The sequence below is a fragment of the Amycolatopsis sp. NPDC054798 genome (assembly GCF_053611505.1).
This window is the reverse complement of sequence record NZ_JBSHAM010000002.1, coordinates 268,667-286,956: the sequence shown is the minus strand read 5'-3', so window position 1 is coordinate 286,956 and position 18,290 is coordinate 268,667. Positions and strand designations below refer to the sequence as shown.

Genomic DNA, 18,290 nt, shown 5'->3' with positions numbered 1-18,290 from the left:
GGCGCGCGATGTGCGGTCCGTGACGGGCCCCTTGAGGGAATCTGATTCCCTCAAGGGGCCCTTCACGGACCCACGGAAACGGTCAGGAAGGCGTCAATCGGGCATTTCGGCTGGGTTGGCGTCCCGTGTGGACAGTCGGCAGGCCGAGGTCGCCCGGCTTAAGTCCCTGGCATGGGAATCTGAGTCCGTGAAGGGGCCCTCACGGACAGCCGAGGGCGATGCCAGAGACCCGAGGCGGTGCCACGGCTGACGGGACCGGCGGGGGTCAGTCGTCCGTGAGGGGAACCCTGACGGACTCAGATTCCCCTCACGGACCGCACGCCCGGCCTCGGCAGCTCCTTCGGGCGCAGGGGCGCGCGGAGGCCCGTGCGCGGCGGGGGAGAATGGACGTCGTGCCTGTTCCCGACACCCACCGTCCTCCCGCCGGACTGCCCGAGACCGCGCTCGCGGGCCTCGGCACGCGTCCGTTCGGCGTGTACGTCCACGTGCCGTTTTGCGCGACCCGCTGCGGTTACTGCGACTTCAACACCTACACCGCGGGCGAACTCGGCTCCGCCGCCTCGCCGCGGTCGTGGCTGGACGCGCTGCGTCGCGAGCTGGAGCTGGGCGCGGAGATCCTCGGCAACGCGCCCCAGGCGGAGACGGTGTTCGTCGGCGGCGGGACGCCGTCCATGCTCGGCGCGGACGGGCTGGCCGAGGTGCTCGACGGCGTCCGGTCGGTGTTCGGGCTCGCGCCGGACGCCGAGGTGACGACCGAATCGAACCCGGAGTCCACTTCGCCCGAGTTCTTCGGGGGCATCCGTGACGCGGGTTACACCCGGGTGTCGCTGGGCATGCAGTCCGCGGCCAGGCACGTGCTGAAGGTGCTCGACCGCGTGCACACGCCCGGCCGTCCGGTCGACGCCGCCCGCGAAGCCCGGGCCGCCGGGTTCGAGCACGTCAACCTCGACCTTATTTACGGCACGCCGGGGGAGCGGGCCGAAGACCTGCGCGCGTCGCTCGACGCCGTTCTTTCCGCGGGCGTCGATCACGTGTCCGCATACGCGCTCATCGTGGAGGACGGCACCGCCTTGGCCCGCCGGGTGCGGCGCGGCGAGCTGCCCGCGCCGGACGACGACACCCTCGCCAGCTACTACGAAATGATCGACTCTGTCCTCGCCAGTGCGGGCTTGACCTGGTACGAGGTGTCGAACTGGGCGACTGACGACGCATCGCGGTGCCGCCACAATCTCGGCTACTGGCGAGGCGGGGACTGGTGGGGTGCCGGACCGGGCGCGCACAGCCACGTCGGCGGCGTGCGGTGGTGGAACGTCAAGCATCCGGCCAAGTACTCCAGCCTGCTCGCTGAAGGACAGAGCCCGGAAGCGGATCGCGAGGTGCTCACCGACGACGACCGGCACCTGGAGCGGATCATGCTGGAGCTGCGGATCTCCGACGGCCTGGCGTTGTCCGCGCTCGACGAGGCCGGAATCAAGGAAGCACGGGCGGCCGCCGCGGAGGGGCTGCTCGAAGTGTCCGATTTGGACAGTGGGCGCGCGGTGCTCACCGACCGCGGCCGGCTGCTCGCGGATGCCGTGGTCCGGAGGCTGGCCGGCTGAATTTCCGCCCGCCGGGCATAAATCCCGTCGATCGTTTGTTGGGCTAAGCATACGAGCGAGGGAGACGCGTATGCCGCGAGCGGTCAGATACGGCGAACACGGCGGGGTCGAAGTGCTGCAGCTGGCCGAAGTGCCTCGGCCAGTGCCGGAATCCGGGCAAGTGCTCGTCCAGGTCCGGGCCGCGGGCATCAATCCGGGGGAAGCGAAGATCCGCGAGGGCGCTCTTGCCGAGCGCTGGCCGTCCACGTTCCCGTCCGGGCAGGGCAGCGACCTGGCCGGAGTAGTGGCGGAGCTGGGGGCGGACGTCGAGGAAATCCAGGTGGGGGACGAGGTCGTCGGCTTCGTGCACACCCGCTCCAGTCAGGCCGAGTACGTGCTGGTCCCGGCGGAGCACCTCGTTCCGAAGCCGAGCGGGCTGTCCTGGGAGGTGGCGGGCGGTCTGTTCGTCGCCGGAACCACCGCGTACGCCGCGGTCGAGGCGGTGTGCCCGCGCGAGGGCGAGACGGTCGTCGTGTCCGGGGCCGCTGGCGGCGTCGGTTCGCTGGCTGTCCAGCTGGCGAAGCTCACCGGCGCGACGGTGATCGGCATTGCCAGCGAAGCGAACCACGAATGGCTGCGTGAGCACGACATCGTCCCGATCGCGTACGGCGAAGGGCTCGAAGAGCGGCTCCGCGAGCTGACCGGCGACCAAGTGCACGCGTTCATCGACACCTACGGCGACGGCTACGTCGAACTCGCCTTGCGGCTGGGCGTCTATCCCGGACGGATCGACACGGTGGTCGACTTCGCCGCTGCCGAGAAGTACCGCGTGAAGACCGAGGGCAACATCGCCGGAGCGAGCGCCGAAGTGATGCGCGACCTCGTCGCGTTGGCGGACAAGGGATTGCTCGACGTCCCGGTCGCCGCGACGTACCCGCTGGCCGAGGTCCAAGCCGCCTATCGCGAACTGGAACAGGGACACACGCGCGGGAAGATCGTGCTCACTTTCTGACCATCGCCGCCAGCCCGGCCACGAACGCTTCCAAGGCGAACTCGAGCCGGGCTTGGCTGGTGTCCGCGGTGAAGAATTCCCCGGCCCGCAACAGGTTCGGGAACGCACTCGCGGGAAGAGACTGCATGTAGGCGACCATCTGCTGCCCGCGTTCGCTCATTTCCGCCGGGTCGTAATCGCCGAACGTCCAGCCGCTGGCTTCGTAGGCGAAGGCCTTGGCGTACGTGCTCAACGCGTCCCCGGCGAAGACTGCCTGCTGTAGATCCAGGCCGCCCGCGCGCAGCAGCTGAAGCATGACTTCGCCCTGCCGCAGCGAATTCGGCGTGACCGGGATCGGCGTCCGCCACGCGACTTTCGCGATGCCCGGATACGCCATCATCGCCCGGATCTGGTGCCGCACTTGCTCTTTGACCTGTTCGGTCCATTGCTGCGGATCCGGTTCGGGGCACGGCACTTCGCTCAGTGCCGCGTCGAGCATCAGCTCGTCGAGTTCTTCTTTGTTGGCCACGTAAGCGTAAAGCGACGCGGGGCCGGTCTCCAGCTGCTGCGCGACCCGGCGCATCGAGACGGCGTCGATGCCTTCGGCGGCGAGGATTTCGAGCGCGGTTTTCACGATCAGTTCCTGCGACAGCATCTGCTTCGCGGCGCGCCGGCGCGGGCTCGGCGTGCGGCGCCAGGGCGGGGGCGGTGCGGTCATCCCCGAAGCCTAGACGAGTCCCCGTCCTTGACGCGAACGGTGTTCGTGAGTACTACTGAACCCGTACGCGAACGACGTTCGTTAAGGGGAATCAGCATGTCGCAGCGCGAAGAAGTCCTGTCCGTCCTCACCCGCCTCGCCGACGCCTGGAACAGCGGGGACGCTGACGCCTACGGGAACCTGTTCACCGAAGACGCCGATTACGTGACCTTCTTCGGTCTCCGGTTCATCGGCCGCCAGGCCATCGCGGACTCGCACCGGGAGTTGTTCCAGGGGCCGTTGAAAGGCTCGAAGCTCACCGGCTTCGGTGAACCGCGGGTGCGCTTTCTGCGGGACGACGTCGCGGTCATCGTGGCCGGCGGCGGTTCGTCGCTGACCGGAGGCGACGACCCCGCCGCGGAAGGCCGCGAAAGCGCGCTGACCTACGTCCTGGTGCGGGGCGACGAGGGCTGGCGGATCACCGCGTTCCAGAACACGCGGGTTTCGAAGCCGTGGGAAGCATGAGAACGATCGTCGAGGTGTCCGGTGTCGTTCCGGCCGCGCCGGCAGAGGTGTTCGCGCGGCTGGAAAAGCAGTTGACCGCTTCGGATTACCCGATGAAGCTGGAAGTGGACCGCGAGCGCCGGTTCCTCGCCGCGCAGGGCGGCTGGTGGTATCGCGGGGAGTACGAGGTCGCCGAAGATCCGGCCGGGTCCCGGGTCACACACCGCGTCCGGAACGCGGCGACCGGCCAGTGGTGGGGAGTGCTGCTGGCGAACCGGTTCTTCGTCGGCTTCCGGGACCGGACCGGTACGGGTTTCCGGGCACTGCTCGCCGAACTCGCGGACAGTCGCACTGGGCGGAACGGGTGAAGGCGCGTACCGTGGGAGCAGCTACTTAGGTAAACCTTACTGAAACAGGGGTGTTCGATGGCCGAAGGTCCGGCGCGCAAGGGGAGGCCCGCGGTGCGGCTGGAGGTGCTGCGCAAGGAGCACCTCACTCCGCACATGATCCGGATCGTGGCCGGCGGCGAAGGGCTGCGGGATTTCCGCCCGAACGAGTTCACCGACGCGTACGTGAAGGTGATCTTCAAGGTGCCCGGAGTGGAGTATCCGGAGCCGTTCGACCTCAACCGGATCCGCGAGGAACTGCCGCGCGAGCACGCGCCGCGGCTGCGCACGTACACCGTCCGCTCGTACGACGAGGCGGCGGGCGAACTGGTGCTCGACTTCGTGGTGCACGGCGACGAGGGGCTCGCCGGGCCGTGGGCGCAGCGCGCGCAGCCTGGCGACGAGCTGCTGCTGGCCGGTCCGGGCGGGGCGTACGCGCCGCGCGCCGACGCCGGCTGGCATCTGCTGGTGGGCGACGAATCGGCGGTGCCTGCCATCGCCGCCGCGCTGGAGGCGCTTCCGCCGGGGGCGCTGGCCCACGTGTTCCTGCTCGTGGCGGACAAATCGGAGCACCAGCCGCTCGCCACCAAGGCGGACGCTCAGGTCACCTGGCTGCACCGCTCGGCGTCCGACGACCTGGTCGCCGCGGTGAAGGCGCTGCCGTGGCCGGACCAGGACGTGCACGCGTTCGTGCATGGCGAGGCCGGGTTCGTGCGGGAGCTGCGGCGGTACCTGTTCGACGAGCGCGGCGTCGCGCGGGACGCGGTGTCGCTGTCCGGATACTGGCGCGAGGGCAAGAACGACGAAGCCTGGCGCGAGGAAAAGGCAGCGGAGCGGAAAGCGGCCAGTTCGGCGTAAGGTCCCCGGCATGGCGACCGAGGTGAAGGTGGAGGCCGATCCGGCCGACGCGGGTTTCGACGGGGCACGGCTGCAGCGGATCGACGGGCATTTCGCCCGGTACGTCGAAGAGGGCTTGCTGCCGGGATTCCTGGCGGTGGTGAGCAGGCACGGCCGGATCGTGCACGTCGCGTCGCACGGCGCGCGGGACGTCGAAGCCGGTGCGCCGGTGGAAACCGACACGATCTGGCGGATCTTCTCGATGACGAAGCCGGTCACCTCGGTGGCCGCGATGACGTTCGTCGAGGAAGGACTGATCGACCTCGCCGACCCGATTTCCCGTTGGCTGCCGGAATTCGCCGAGCCCCGGGTGTACGCGAAGGGTTCGGCGCTGGCTCCGGTCACCGAGCCGGCGACCGAACCGATCCGGTTGTGGCACCTGCTTTCGCACACCGCCGGCCTCACCTACGGCTTCCACCACACGCATCCGGTCGACGCGCTCTACCGCGCCGGCGGGTACGAATGGGGGACGCCGCCGGGGCTGGACCTGGCGGAGTGCACCAAGGCGTGGGCGCGCTTCCCGCTCGTGTTCCAGCCGGGAGCCGAATGGAACTACTCGGTGGCCAGCGACGTCCTCGGCCGGCTGGTCGAGGTGCTGGCGGGCAAACCGCTCGACGAGGTGTTCGCCGAGCGGATCTTCGGCCCGCTGGGCATGACCGACACCGGTTTCTGGACTTCGGAAACCGACCGTCTGGCGGCGTTGTACCTGCCCGCGCCCGGGACGAAGAAGCTGGTCCGCAACGACGCTTTCGGTGCGGTGGGCCAGTCGCGCCCAGCATGCCTTTCCGGCGGCGGCGGTCTGGTCTCGACGGCGGCGGACTACCACCGGTTCACGCAGATGCTGCTGCGCCGCGGAGAACTCGACGGCGTGCGCGTGCTGAGCCCGCGCACGGTGGACCTGATGACGGCCAACCACCTGCCGGGCCATGTGGACCTGGAGGCGTACGGCCGCCCGCTGTTCGCGGAGATGCCGTTCGACGGGTACGGATTCGGGCTGGGCTTCTCGGTCCTGATCGACTCGGTGAAGGCGAAAACCCTGTCCACGCCAGGGGAATACGCGTGGGGCGGCGCGGCTTCGACGGCGTTCTGGGTGGACCCGGACGAGGATCTGACGGTGGCGTTCTACACGCAGCTGCTGCCGTCGTCGACCCATCCGATCCGGCAGCAGCTGCGGCAGCTGGTGTATCAGGCGATGGTGGACTGAGCTTTACAGCGCTGTCACAGCGCCGTTCTCGACCGGCGGTTGTCCATTGCCGGTCGAGTTCCCGGCTTCGAGGTAGCGTGCGACGGTGCGGCGAAGGTGCTCGGCGTGCCCGTAGATGTCTTCGACGCGGTCGATAGGCACCCGGGTTTCCGCTTTCGCGTCGTCGAAAATCCCCAGGTACTTCTTCGTCCGGTTGAACCACAACCGCGCGATCGGCTTCCGGTTGTTGTCGTCCAGCAGAACGCTGAAGTAGCTCTTGTTGTCCCTGGCCACGACTCGCGCCGGAGCGACCTCTCCGCACACGATCGCTCGGACTACCCGGTATCCCTCGAGTTCTTCCTCGGTCGTGACGACGTCCCGGTCGCCGGTTTCTTCGACGGCGGCAGCGGGTTCGGCGGCGGGGACCGGTTCCGCTTCCGGGGCGGTGCCGCTCGTGATGCTGACGTAGGCGTCCGGCCCGCCCAAAGCGTTCTTGAGCCGGTCGTTCACCTGCTCGTTCAGGAACTGGCGGGCAGCCTTCTCGACCAGCGGCAGGAACTGGTCGCGGACTCGCTGGGTGAAGGAACCTTCGTATACCCGGGTCGTGAGAAAACGGACCCACTCGTCTTCGGGCTGCTTGAACTGAGCCGCCAGAATGCGCTTGAGCTGGCCGATGTACTTGAGTTCGCCCGCGGTGCTGATCACCGAATCGAGATTGAAGGATTCCTTGGTCAGCTTGGCGAGTTCCGGCAGCAGCGTTTCGTCGATGTCGGCGAAGTCGAGGACCAGGAACGGCTTCGCGTCCATCCGGTTGGGCGCGTCCAGGTCGGTGTAGAACTCGTAAACCTCGCCGTTCGTCAGGATCGCGATCCTCGCGTTGGTCACGGAGAAGTACCGGAAAAGCTGGGAGGCGTGCTCGATCCGGAGCGGGTCGTTGATCTTCTTCGCTTCGACGAGGACCTGGATCTGGTTGTCGTGGGCGATCGCATAGTCGATCTTCTCGCCCTTTTTGATCCCGACGTCCGCGGTGAACTCCGGGATCACTTCGGCCGGATTGAACACGTCATAGCCGAGGACAGTGCTGATGAACGGCATCACGAAGGCGTTCTTGGTCGCCTCCTCGGTTTGGATGCTGTCCTTGTGCTTGCGGATCTTCAGTGCCAGCGCCTGCGCGCGCTCCGCGATGTCCATGTCCCCAGCCGCCCTCGTGTCAAGGTTTTCGTGATCATGAGATCGGCGGGTCCGGCGGTGCTGTTACCAGAGTTGTGAAACTGATTCTTGTTTTAAGGCAACATGTCAGTCTGGCAGTGCGATAGTTAATCCCCTCCCTGTCGAGGTGTCTCATCGCCGAAGGAACGCTCGTAATCACGCGGTCAGCTTAGGAATCACCTGCTCCCCATACGCGGCCATCGTCTCCTCCCGCTCGTCGTGCATCAGGTACAGCGCGAACTGGTCCACCCCCAGCTCCGCCAGTTCCTCCAGCCGCGCGAGGTGCGCCGGCGCCGGGCCGAGCAGGCAGAACCGGTCGACGATCTCGTCCGGGACGAACGCGGCCGACGGGTTCCCGGCCCGGCCGTGGTGGGAGTAGTCGTAGCCTTCGCGCTCGCGGATGTAGTCCGTCAGCTCGCGCGGCACCGCGCCGGCCGAGCCGTACCGGGCCACCAGGTCCGCGACGTGATTGCCCACCATCCCGCCGAACCATCTCAGCTGTTCCCGTTGGTGTGCCAGGTCTTCGCCGACGTACGCGGGGGCCGCGACGCAGATCGTGATCCCGCCCGGATCGCGCCCGGCGGCCCGCGCGGCGTCCCGGACCGCGCCGATCGTCCAGCGGGCGATCGCCGGGTCGGCGCATTGCAGGATGAAGCCGTCCGCGTGCTCGCCGACGGTCTGCAACGCCTTCGGGCCGTAGCCGGCCATCCACATTTCCAGCCGTCCGCCGCGGATCCACGGGATGCGGACCGCGGTGTCGTTCATCGTGACCTCGCGGCCCTCGGCGAGATCCTTCACAGTGCGCATGCATTCCCGCACAGTGGCCAAAGTGGACGGCGGACGGCCGACGACCCGGTGCGCGGAATCGCCGCGGCCGATGCCGCACACCGTGCGATTGCCGAACATGTCGTTGAGCGTCGCGAAGGTCGACGCCATCACCGACCAGTCCCGCGTGCCCGGACTGGTCACCATCGGCCCCACGACCAGCGCGGACGTGGCTTCGAGGATCCGCGAGTAGATCACGAACGGTTCCTGCCACAGCACGCACGAGTCGAACGTCCAGCCGTACCGGAACCCGGCGTCCTCGGCCGCCTTCATCATCCGCACGACCTCCGCCGCGGGCGGGTCGGTCTGCACCACGATCCCGAAATCCATCAGAGCCTCAATTCAAATACTGATTGAGTTCACGGGACAAGAACTTTCCATGCCCGGGACTGCCGTGGAATCCATCGGGAGAGACCACGACGCGACCGCGCGACAGTACAGTGTGGACCTTCCCGGTGAGCGAAAACCCTTCGTACGCCGAGTAGTCCACGTTCATGTGGTGCGTCGCCGCAGACAGGGTTTGCTGAGCTGAAGGATCGTAAACCACGATGTCCGCGTCCGAACCCGCCGCGATCACGCCCTTGCGCGGGTACAGCCCGAACATCCGCGCGGGCGTCGCCGAGCACGTTTCGACCCAGCGGCCGAGCGAGATCTCGCCCGCCACGACGCCCTGGTGCAGCAGATCCATCCGGTGCTCGACGCCCGGGATCCCGTTCGGGATCGCCCGGAAGTCGCCGCGGCCCAGCTCTTTCTGGTCCTTGAAGCAGAACGGGCAATGGTCGGTCGACACCACGGACAGGTCGTTCGTGCGCAGTCCTCGCCACAGGTCGGCCTGGTGCGATTTCTCCCGCAACGGCGGGGAAGCCACGAACTTGGCACCCTCGAAATCAGGTTTCGCCAGGTCCTCAATGGACAGATAGAGGTACTGCGGGCAGGTCTCGGCGAAGACGTTCTGCCCGTTGTCCCGCGCCTCGGCGACCGCGGCGAGCGCCTGTGCCGCCGACAGATGCACAATGTACAGCGGAGATCCGGTCACCTGGGCGAGCCGGATCGCCCGCGAGGTCGCCTCGCCCTCTAGTTCGGGCGGGCGGGTCAGGCCGTGCTGCACCGGATCGGTGTTCCCGGCGGCGACCGCTTGCGCGGCCAGTTCGTCGATCGCGATGCCGTTCTCCGCGTGCATCATGATCGTCGCGCCGATCTCGCGCGCCTGTTGCATGGCGCGCAGGATTTCCCCGTCGGTGGAATAGAAAACGCCCGGGTAGGCCATGAACATCTTGAAGCTGCCGACCCCGCCGTCGACGCACGCCCGCATTTCCTTGAGCGTGGAGTCGTTGACGTCGGACACGATCATGTGGAACCCGTAGTCGACCGCGCAGTTTCCGTCCGCTTTGGCATGCCATTTGTCCAGAGTGGACAGCAGGGAAGTTCCCTTGGCTTGCACGGCGAAGTCGATGATCGTCGTCGTCCCGCCCCACGCGGCGGCGATGGTTCCGGTCTCGAAGGAATCGACTGAATGCGTGCCGCCGAACGGCATCTCCATGTGCGTGTGCGCGTCGATGCCGCCGGGGAGCACGTACTTCCCGGTCGCATCGAGGGTTTCGTCGCCGGTCAGCGTTCCGGGCGCGCCCACCGCCGCGATGGTTTCGCCGTCCACCAGCACGTCGGCGGCGACCGCGCCGGACGGCGAAACCACTTGCCCGCCGGAGATCAGGACACTCATCAGGCCTCCGCGAGGGGTCCGTAGGTGTCCGGGCGGCGGTCGCGGTAGAACTGCCACAGGTCGCGGACCTCGGCGAGCTTGCCCATGTCGAGATCGCGGACGACAATCTCCTCCTCGGTGTCCGAAGCCGCCTCGCCGACGAGCTGGCCGCGCGGGTCGGCGAAGTACGATTGGCCGTAGAAGTCGTTGTCTCCCAGCGGTTCCACGCCGACCCGGTTGATCGTGCCCACGTAGTATTCGTTCGCGACCGCAGCGGCGGGCTGCTCCAGCCGCCAGAGGTACTCCGACAGGCCGCGGCTCGTCGCCGACGGGTTGAACACGATCTGCGCCCCGGCCAGCCCGAGTGCCCGCCAGCCTTCGGGGAAGTGCCGTTCGTAGCAGATGTACACGCCGATCCGGCCGACTGCGGTGTCGAAAACCGGATATCCGAGGTTGCCGGGCTTGAAGTAGAACTTCTCCCAGAATCCCTTCACCTGCGGAATGTGGTTCTTGCGGTGCATCCCGAGGTATTTCCCGTCGGCGTCGATCACCGCCGCGGTGTTGTAGTAGACGCCCGGCTGTTCCTGTTCGTACATCGGCACCACGAGCACGACACCGTGCCGTTCGGCGACCTCCTGCATGAGCTTCGTGGTGGGGCCGTCCGGGATAGCTTCGGTGTAGGAGTAGAAATCCGCGTCCTGCACCTGGCAGAAGTACGGGCCGTAGAACAGTTCTTGCAGGCACACCACCTGCGCGCCTTGCGAAGCAGCCTTGCCGACGGCGTCGACCGCGTTCGCGATCATCGAGTCCTTGTCACCCGTCCACCGCTGCTGGATCAAAGCCGCTCGGACCGTGTCAGACACTGGTTTCCTCCTCGTTCCGGTGCGCGTTCAAAGGAAGGCTGAGCAGGACGTAGCAGGCGAAAGCGCCGACAAAGCCCATTGCCCAGTTGTAGTCGTACAAAGGTTTCAGGAAAGGAATGAGCCCGTCCTCCGGGAACGGCCCGCCGTAGGCGCCGCCGACCGCGAGCACCGCGCCGAGCAGGGTCGCGACGAGCGCGCGCCAGTGCCAGCCCGCGGTGAACCAGTACTCGCCGCTGGGCAGGTACAGGTCGGCCAGCTTCAGCCGGGTCCGCTTCACCGCCCAGTACCCGGCGACGAGCACCCCGGCGACCGCGCCGAGCAGGCCGCCGTAGAAGCCGAGCCAGGCGAAAATGTAGATGTCCGGGTCGGAGTAGAGCCGCCACGGCTGGATCAGGACCCCGATCACGCCGGTGATCAGCCCGCCGAGGGCGAAGGTGATCCGTTTCGGGAAAGCGTTGGAGAAATCGTAGGACGGGCTGACGACGTTCGCCGCCAGGTTGGCCGAGATCGTCGCCAGCACCAGGGCGATCAGCGCGACGACGACCACGACCGGGCTGGAGAACTTGTCCGCCAGCTGCGCCGGGTCCCAGATGTCCTGCCCGTAGAGCACGTGCCCGCCGGACGTGGTGAGGATGGCGACGATCGCGATGAACGTCATCGTCGTCGGCAGCCCGAAGATCTGGCCGCGCATCTGCTTGCGCTGGCTGCCGCCGAAACGGGTGAAGTCCGGCATGTTCAGCGACAGCGTCGACCAGAACGCGATCATCGCCATCAGCGACGGCGCGAACACCTTCCAGAACCCCGGCCCCCAGCCGAGTTTCCCGCTGTCGTGCAGGATCGGGCCGAGCCCGCCCGCCTTCACCAGCACGTAGCCGAGCAGGATCAGGAACCCGACCGACACCAGCGGCGCGGTCCAGTTCTCGAACTTGCGGACCGCTTCCATGCCGCGCCAGATGATCAGCATCTGCAGCAGCCAGAACACCGCGAACGACAGCCACATCGTCCAGTGCTGCCCGGCGATCACCGCCGCATCGCGCCAGCCGGACCCGGCCAGGCGGCCGACGATCACGTAGATCGCCTCGCCGCCCACCCAGGTCTGGATGCCGAACCAGCCGCACGCGATGAACGCGCGCAGCAGAGCGGCGAGGTTCGCGCCGCGCAAGCCGTAGAACGCGCGGGCGAACACCGGGAACGGAATGCCGTATTTGGTGCCGGCGTGGCTGTTGAGCAGCATCGGCGCGAGCACGATCAGGTTGCCGATGGTGATCGTGATCAGCGCTTGCAGCCAGTTCATGCCGAGCGCGATGAGCGACGCGGCCAGCGCGTACGACGGGATGTTGTGCGCCATGCCCATCCACAGCGCGAAATAGTTGTAGGTCGTCCAGGTCCGTTTCCCGGCCGGGACCGGGGCCAGTTCGTCGTTGAAGAACCGGCTGCCTCGCAGCGCCCGCACGTCGCCGAGGTCCACCCGGCTGTGCTCACGTGTCGTCGGCTCCATTGCGGAATCCTGCGCGCCGGGCGGGGGCCGGGGGCAGAGACAGACTGTTCACTGTTCGGACGCCCTCGGCGCAGTCTGTCGATTGCGCCGAACCGCGCCGGGGTGCATGACGTAGGTCACAACTTGCTCGTCACGTACGGGCAAAACGGCGGAAACATCTCCACCGGATCTCCACATCTCACCCGGATGGCCTCCACGGCGATTGCTTAAAGTCAGCGGCATGGACAACGGGGGAAGACGGGTGCTGGTCGTCGAAGACGACCTCACCATCGCCGCGTCGATCGACGCCCGGCTGACCGCGGAAGGGTTCTCCGTGACGGTCGCGCACGACGGTCCCGCGGCGGTCGACGCGGAGGCGGCGACCAGCCCGGACCTGGTGGTTCTCGACGTGATGCTGCCCGGTTTCGACGGTCTCGAGGTGTGCCGCCGGATCCAGGCGCGGCGGCCGGTGCCGGTGCTGATGCTCACCGCCCGGGCCGACGAGACCGACCTGCTGGTGGGCCTCGGCGTCGGCGCGGACGACTACCTCACGAAGCCGTTCTCGATGCGGGTGCTGTCCGCGCGGATCCAGGCGTTGCTGCGGCGGGTGGAGCGTTCCTCGGCCGCGGCGGAGGAACGGATCGTGCTGGGAGACCTGGAGATCGACATCGCCGAGCGCCGGGTTCGCCGAGGGGGCGAACCCGCCCAGCTGACGCCGATCGAATTCGACCTCCTGGTGCATTTCGCGCGCCGGCCGCGTGCGGTGCAGCCGCGGGAACGGCTGCTGAGCGAGGTGTGGGACTGGGACGTGCAGGCGACCGGAGCCGGCACCCGGGCGGTGGACAGCCACATCAAGGCGCTGCGGCGGAAGCTGGGGGCCGATTTGATCCGGACCGTGCACGGCGTCGGGTACGCGCTGGAGGTGCCCGCGTGAAGCCGTTTTTCGCGAAGGCCGTCGATTTCCTGCCGAGGCCGCTGGACGGGATCCGCTCGATCAAGCTGAAACTGGCGATCCTGATGGTCGCGTCCGGCGGGATCGCGTTCGCGTTCTTCCGCTACCAGATCGGCTGGCTGCCGCCGCGGACGACGGTGACCGCGGTGGCGATCGCGCTGCTGACGTCGCAGATCCTGGCGCACGGCATGACGCGGCCGCTGCGCGAGATGACCGCGGCCGCGCGGGCGATGGCGAAAGGCGACTACACCCGCCGGATCCGCGCCACCGCCCGCGACGAGGTCGGCTCGCTGGCCGCGGCGTTCAACCAGATGGCCGCCGACCTGTCCACCGCGGACCGGCAGCGCCGGGAACTGATCGCGAACGTCTCGCACGAACTGCGGACGCCGATCACCGCGCTGAACGCCGTGCTGGAGAACCTGGTGGACGGCGTCGCCTCGCCGGACCCCGCGACGCTCCGGACGGCGTTGCACCAGACCGAACGCCTGGGCCGGTTGGTCGCCGAACTGCTGGACCTGTCGCAGATCGACGCCGGGACTCTGCCGCTGGACCGCTCGCCGGTCGACCTGGCGGACCTGCTGGCCGAGGTCGCCGCCGAGGCGGAGGCGATGGCCGCGGCCGCCGGTCGCGGGGTCCGGTTCGCCGTCTCGGTGACCCCGCCGGGCGCGACCGTGCCCGCCGATCGCGAACGGCTGTACCAGGTGGTGCTGAACCTGCTGGAGAACGCCGCCCGGCACGGCCCGGCCGGGGGAGAGGTGGCGGTGCTGGCGCGGGTCGAGGCCGGGGAAGCGCGGATCGAGGTGCACGACCAGGGCCCGGGGATTCCGGAAGCCGACCGGGACCGGGTGTTCGAACGGTTCACCCGGGGAGAACGCGCCGGGGGCGGCGGGACCGGCCTTGGTCTGGCGATCGTGCGGTGGGTGGTGGAACTGCACGGCGGGACGGTCGCGGTGGTCGGCTCCGAGCCGGTCGCGGCGGCGCCCGGGGGAGAGACGGCGGCTGGCGGCGGCGGGCCGGGGTGCCGGATCCGGGTGACCTTGCCTGCTTGAGATGCGATGCCCGGAACCTACGGCTGCGTCGCCGGTGCCGGGGCGCCGGATTTGCGGTCCGTGAGGGGACCCCTGAAGCAATCTGATTCCCTCTGGGGTCCCCTCACGGACCTGAAGATGCGGTCAGGCGAGCCGAGCGGACTCGGCTCAAGTTTCTGGTCCGGCACCGATGCTTGCCCGCGGTGGTGCTCCGGCCGCTCCCCGGCCCGGCGCGTCCTTGACTGCCCGTCATCCGCCTGGTCCTAGCTCGCCCTGCCCGTCTCCGCTCATCGGGAACGGCGATCCGTTGCGTGTTTGCTATCGCGAAGAGAGAGGTTTCATGTCCGAGCACGTCGAGGTCCGGCCCGCACACGCTGTTCCGCCCGGGATCGTGGTGATCGACCAGCGGCGTCCGGGACCGCGGCCGTTGTTCGCCAGGGCCGAGGCGGCGGTGCCCGCCGGGGCAAGGCTGGCGGCAGTGGCTGTCGCAGTGGCCGCCGCGACGTTCGTGCCACTGGACCGCCCGGGGATCGGCTGGGTGCTGGCGGCGGCGTCGGCGGGCATCGCGGTGCTGGTCGTGCAGGCGGGACCGGGGCTGCGGTGGCGGCGCGCGGCGTGGGGTGTGCTGGCGATCGCGTTGCTGAGCGTCGGAGCGGTGCGGGCGGCCGACTGGTTGTTCGTGCTGTGCGTGCTGGCAGCGGGAATCGCGGCGTCGCTCGCGGTAGTCGGTCGGCGAACCGTGCACGGCACCACCTACGACGCTCTCGCGATTCCCCTCGAAGCCTTCCGCGCGGTGCCGTGGCTGCTTCGCCGGGTGCGCCGTTCAGGGGGAAGTCAGACGCGGGTCTTCGCGGCGGTACTGGTCTCCGCGCTGGTGGTGGTCGTGTTCCTCCCGCTGCTGATCAGCGCGGATGCGAACTTCGCGCACTTCGTCGGCGATCTCGTCCCGACCGTGCGACCCGATTCCGCCTTCCAATGGGCCTTGGTGTTCGCCGTGGCCTTCGGGGGCACTGCCGGTGTCTTCCTGATCTCCGCGGATCCCTTGCCGGAACGGGAAAACCGGACGGCCACCGCAGGCGACCGGCTACTGTGGACGTCGGCATTGGCCACGCTGGCGGCCCTGTTCACCGTCTACGTCCTGGTGCAGGCGGTAGCCCTCTTCGGTGGCACGGACTACGTCCTCCGCACGGACGGCCTCACCTCGGCGGACTACGCCCGCGGCGGTTTCTGGCAGCTTTGCGCCTGCACGGTCCTGACCCTCGGCATCGTCGCCGCGGCGCTGCGCTGGGCTCCGAAAGCCAGCCGTGCCGACCGGGTCCTGGTGCGGGTGCTGCTCGGCGCCTTGGCGGTGCTGAGCCTGGTGCTGGTGCTGTCGGCGTTGAGTCGCATGTGGACTTACCAGCAGGCTTACGGGTTCACCGTGCTGCGCCTGCTGGTGGAGGTCTGCGAGATCTGGCTCGGCGTGGTGTTTCTCCTGGCGGGCGCGACGCTGGGCACGCTCCGCGCGGCCTGGCTGCCCCGCGCGGCGATCGCGACCGGGGCGCTGGCGCTGCTGGGGCTGGCTGCGGCGAACCCGGAAGCCCTGATCGCCGACGCGAACCTGGACCGGGCGGCGCACGGCAAACCGCTGGACATCCGTTATCTGTCCCGGTTTTCCGCCGACGTCGTCCCGGTGGTGACCGAACGTCGTCCCGACGCGGCCTGCATCCTGCGCCCGGTGCTCAACGCTCTGCCCGACGACGCCTGGCCAGCCTGGAACCTCAGCCGCGCCCGAGCCCGGGAAACCGTCCGCACCGGAACGCCGTGCGATTGAGCACCGCGACTGTGCCGACTGTGTCGGCTGAGTCGGCGGGAACTCGAGCGGCTGTCCTGTCGAGCACCGGCGGCGGGACCGCACCGCCGGCACCCGACGCCGCGAAACCCTGGCCTAGAGCGCGAACACCCCGCTCGACTGGCTGTCCGCCACGCACTTGTTCGGGTAGGTCGCGCGGTACGTCACCCGCGTGCCCCGCCAGTTGCCCAGCGCTGTGACGTCCACCGGGGAGTAGATCATCGTGCACTTCTGCCGATGCGGGGCGATGCGGTCGAAATCGCCGCTGGCCGCGGCGAGCGTCGCGCACGCGGCGTCGCGGTGGCGGTGCGTGCCGCCGGTGGGGTCGCAGGTCAGGGACGCGCTCGTGACGCGGCCGGAGGTCTCGTGCATGGTCAGCTGCATCGCGGACTCCGGGACGTGCGGCGCGGCCAGGCCGCCGAACCCGATCAGGCAAGCGGCGACCGGGGCGAAGGAAGAGAACACCATACGAGGGATATCGGCGCGCCGGACCCGATCACTGTGCTCCACGTCCGGGTGGGTTTTCCTCGCTCGGACGGGTGGCGGCGCCGAGGTCGTGGGCGAGCAATGCCACGTACAGCGACAGCATCGACTCCGGATCTTCCAATCGCACTCCCAGCACCTGTTCGATGCGAGCGAGTTGCTGGTAGTACGCCGTCCGCGAGGTGTGGGCGGCGACGGCTGCGGCGGACTTGTTGCCGCCGTGTGCGCAGTAGTGCCGCAGTGCTGGAACGAGACGGCTGCCTGAAGCGGCGTCTCGTTCCAGGAGCGGGCCCAGCTCTCGGGCGGCGAAGGCGTGTACGCGCTCGTCGTCGGCGAGAAGGTGCAGCAGGCCGCGAAGCCGAACATCCTTGAGACGGTGCAACGGTTGGCCGTCGTCCTCGTCGAGGGCGGCGGCAGCGACGTGCGCGGCTTCGACCAGAGTTCGTTGTGCCTCAGCGGGTCCCGTGACAGTCGTGCCTACGCCGAGGGCGGCGGGAGCGGAAGCACGGGCGTCGTGGATGTCGGTAGCTAGACGTTGGAGTACAGCGTCCGCGTTGGCTTCCGGCGAGAGTGCGAGAAGCGCGCGTACGGCGGTCTCGTCCGTCGACACCAGCGCGGACACTTTCGCCCGGCGCGTCGCGAGTGCGGTGGCCTCAGCCAGTTCGCGCAACAGCGGCGGCGTGGACAGCGTCGGTCGCGTAGTGCTGGTGATGCGCGGCCGTACGGCGAGGCCGACCAGCTGTCGTCCGGTCAGTGGCACAGCGAGCGCGGAAGAGCGGGCGAGGATTTCCGCTGTCGGCGCAGGGGAGTTGAGCAGTTCGGTGATGAGCGCGCGGTGCGCTTGTCGTTCGAGGGTGTCGGAGTCGCGCGCGACGAGGCGGTGCAATGCGAGCGCGGACGCTGCTCGTTCGGCGACCACTTGATACCGGTGCGGCGGGGGCTCGGCGCAGACCAGCACCAGCCGTCCCCAGTCGTGCCCGCGCGCACCGACGACGGTGACCAGCCAGCCCGCCGCCGAGTGGTATCCGGTGCGTTCGCCGACCTGCACCACCCGGGACCGCGCTGGCCAGCCGATCAACAGCTCGCCCGGGTCCGTGCCCGCCGTGTCGTAGGCGAGGACTTCGTGTTCCAGGGTTTCCAGCACGACTGGCTGTTCGGTCAACCGCGCCACCTCGGCCAGCACCGCAGCGGGTTCGGCACCGGCGACAGTCAGCGACGTGAACGTTTCGTGCACCCGTTCCGCCGCCCGAAGCTCGGCGAGCTGCGCGTCCACGATCATTCCGTTCACGGCCTCGGTCACCGCGACATAACGCGTTTCGCGCGACAGCGTCACCAGCGGCAATCCGCGCTGCTCGGCCGCCGCGACGAGGGCACGCGGCAGCCGGTCGTTCCAGTGCCGCACCAGCTCGACCACCAGGCCCGCGGCACCCACTTCGGCGAGATCGGTGACGTACCGGGTCAGCGTCGCGTCGTCATCGGGGAGCGCGACACCGGTGGTGAGCACGAGTTCTCCGCCGCGCAGCAGGTGTGCGATGTCGGCGACCTCGGCCGCGTGCGCCCATCGCACCCGCCGTTCGAGCCCGGTGCTGCCCGCGACCACCCGCGGGCAGCCCTGGCGCAGCACCGGCAACGCGAGCGCCTCGGCGACGGTCGGGTACATCGGTTCCCCCTTGCTGGCCGACAGGGCA

Annotated in this window: 17 protein-coding genes; 9 read left to right on the top strand and 8 right to left on the bottom strand. The window is 68.7% G+C overall.

The window, feature by feature from the left end; translation table 11 throughout:
* The first annotated feature begins 392 nt into the window (after positions 1–392).
* On the top strand, positions 393–1,598 hold the full coding sequence (hemW, locus tag ACWGIC_RS02905) for a radical SAM family heme chaperone HemW (protein WP_452074186.1): 1,206 nt from the start codon (positions 393–395) through the stop codon (positions 1,596–1,598).
* Positions 1,599–1,668: 70 nt separating this feature from the next.
* Positions 1,669–2,589 (top strand): NADP-dependent oxidoreductase, encoded by a 921-nt coding sequence (locus ACWGIC_RS02900; RefSeq protein ID WP_452074185.1) that lies wholly within the window; start codon positions 1,669–1,671, stop codon positions 2,587–2,589.
* Here the strand turns inward: ACWGIC_RS02900 and ACWGIC_RS02895 are convergent.
* A complete protein-coding gene (locus tag ACWGIC_RS02895) occupies positions 2,579–3,286 on the bottom strand; it encodes a TetR/AcrR family transcriptional regulator (protein WP_452074184.1) in 708 nt (235 codons plus the stop codon). The genes ACWGIC_RS02900 and ACWGIC_RS02895 overlap by 11 nt on opposite strands.
* 96 nt (positions 3,287–3,382) lie before the next feature.
* On the opposite strand from ACWGIC_RS02895, the gene ACWGIC_RS02890 reads away from it, so the two are divergent.
* Genes ACWGIC_RS02890 through ACWGIC_RS02875 form a run of 4 tightly spaced genes read left to right on the top strand, consistent with a single transcriptional unit; the run spans position 3,383 to position 6,256 of the window.
* Entirely contained in the window at positions 3,383–3,790 is a 408-nt protein-coding gene (locus tag ACWGIC_RS02890) for an SgcJ/EcaC family oxidoreductase (RefSeq protein ID WP_452074183.1), read from the top strand.
* On the top strand, positions 3,787–4,137 hold the full coding sequence (locus ACWGIC_RS02885; protein ID WP_452074182.1) for a hypothetical protein: 351 nt from the start codon (positions 3,787–3,789) through the stop codon (positions 4,135–4,137). The genes ACWGIC_RS02890 and ACWGIC_RS02885 overlap by 4 nt, the downstream gene beginning before the upstream one ends.
* Before the next feature lie 57 nt (positions 4,138–4,194).
* On the top strand, positions 4,195–5,013 hold the full coding sequence (locus tag ACWGIC_RS02880; protein WP_452074181.1) for a siderophore-interacting protein: 819 nt from the start codon (positions 4,195–4,197) through the stop codon (positions 5,011–5,013).
* A 10-nt stretch (positions 5,014–5,023) separates the two neighbouring features.
* Positions 5,024–6,256, top strand: coding sequence for a serine hydrolase domain-containing protein (locus tag ACWGIC_RS02875; RefSeq protein ID WP_452074180.1), 1,233 nt, complete (start codon positions 5,024–5,026; stop codon positions 6,254–6,256).
* Between the two features lie 3 nt (positions 6,257–6,259).
* Here the strand turns inward: ACWGIC_RS02875 and ACWGIC_RS02870 are convergent, their stop codons facing one another.
* The 5 genes from ACWGIC_RS02870 to ACWGIC_RS02850 all read right to left on the bottom strand — a co-directional run bounded on the left by ACWGIC_RS02870 (position 6,260) and on the right by ACWGIC_RS02850 (position 12,329).
* Entirely contained in the window at positions 6,260–7,426 is a 1,167-nt protein-coding gene (locus tag ACWGIC_RS02870) for a type I restriction enzyme HsdR N-terminal domain-containing protein (RefSeq protein ID WP_452074179.1), read from the bottom strand.
* 174 nt (positions 7,427–7,600) lie between these two features.
* Positions 7,601–8,599 carry a TIGR03842 family LLM class F420-dependent oxidoreductase gene (locus ACWGIC_RS02865; RefSeq protein WP_452074178.1) on the bottom strand — a complete coding sequence of 333 codons (999 nt, stop codon included), beginning with the start codon at positions 8,597–8,599 and terminating at the stop codon, positions 7,601–7,603.
* 7 nt (positions 8,600–8,606) lie between these two features.
* Positions 8,607–9,989, bottom strand: coding sequence for a dihydropyrimidinase (gene hydA / locus ACWGIC_RS02860; RefSeq protein ID WP_452074177.1), 1,383 nt, complete (start codon positions 9,987–9,989; stop codon positions 8,607–8,609).
* On the bottom strand, positions 9,989–10,831 hold the full coding sequence (locus ACWGIC_RS02855) for a nitrilase-related carbon-nitrogen hydrolase (RefSeq protein WP_452074176.1): 843 nt from the start codon (positions 10,829–10,831) through the stop codon (positions 9,989–9,991). The genes hydA and ACWGIC_RS02855 overlap by 1 nt, the downstream gene beginning before the upstream one ends.
* Positions 10,824–12,329 carry an NCS1 family nucleobase:cation symporter-1 gene (locus ACWGIC_RS02850; RefSeq protein WP_452074175.1) on the bottom strand — a complete coding sequence of 502 codons (1,506 nt, stop codon included), beginning with the start codon at positions 12,327–12,329 and terminating at the stop codon, positions 10,824–10,826. Before ACWGIC_RS02850 ends, ACWGIC_RS02855 begins: the two co-directional genes overlap by 8 nt.
* Before the next feature lie 241 nt (positions 12,330–12,570).
* On the opposite strand from ACWGIC_RS02850, the gene ACWGIC_RS02845 reads away from it, so the two are divergent.
* From ACWGIC_RS02845 to ACWGIC_RS02835, 3 genes are all read left to right on the top strand, one after another.
* Entirely contained in the window at positions 12,571–13,242 is a 672-nt protein-coding gene (locus tag ACWGIC_RS02845) for a response regulator (RefSeq protein ID WP_452074195.1), read from the top strand.
* Positions 13,239–14,309, top strand: coding sequence for a HAMP domain-containing sensor histidine kinase (locus ACWGIC_RS02840; protein ID WP_452074174.1), 1,071 nt, complete (start codon positions 13,239–13,241; stop codon positions 14,307–14,309). The genes ACWGIC_RS02845 and ACWGIC_RS02840 overlap by 4 nt, the downstream gene beginning before the upstream one ends.
* Before the next feature lie 319 nt (positions 14,310–14,628).
* On the top strand, positions 14,629–16,101 hold the full coding sequence (locus tag ACWGIC_RS02835; RefSeq protein WP_452074173.1) for a DUF4153 domain-containing protein: 1,473 nt from the start codon (positions 14,629–14,631) through the stop codon (positions 16,099–16,101).
* 114 nt (positions 16,102–16,215) lie between these two features.
* On the opposite strand, the gene ACWGIC_RS02830 is transcribed toward ACWGIC_RS02835, so the two are convergent.
* The gene (locus ACWGIC_RS02830) at positions 16,216–16,587 is read right to left on the bottom strand and encodes an SSI family serine proteinase inhibitor (RefSeq protein ID WP_452074172.1); all 372 of its coding nucleotides are present in this window, start codon (positions 16,585–16,587) and stop codon (positions 16,216–16,218) included.
* A 28-nt stretch (positions 16,588–16,615) separates the two neighbouring features.
* Positions 16,616–18,262: a PucR family transcriptional regulator gene (locus ACWGIC_RS02825; protein WP_452074171.1), complete on the bottom strand. Its 1,647-nt coding sequence runs from the start codon at positions 18,260–18,262 to the stop codon at positions 16,616–16,618.
* Positions 18,263–18,290: the final 28 nt, after the last annotated feature.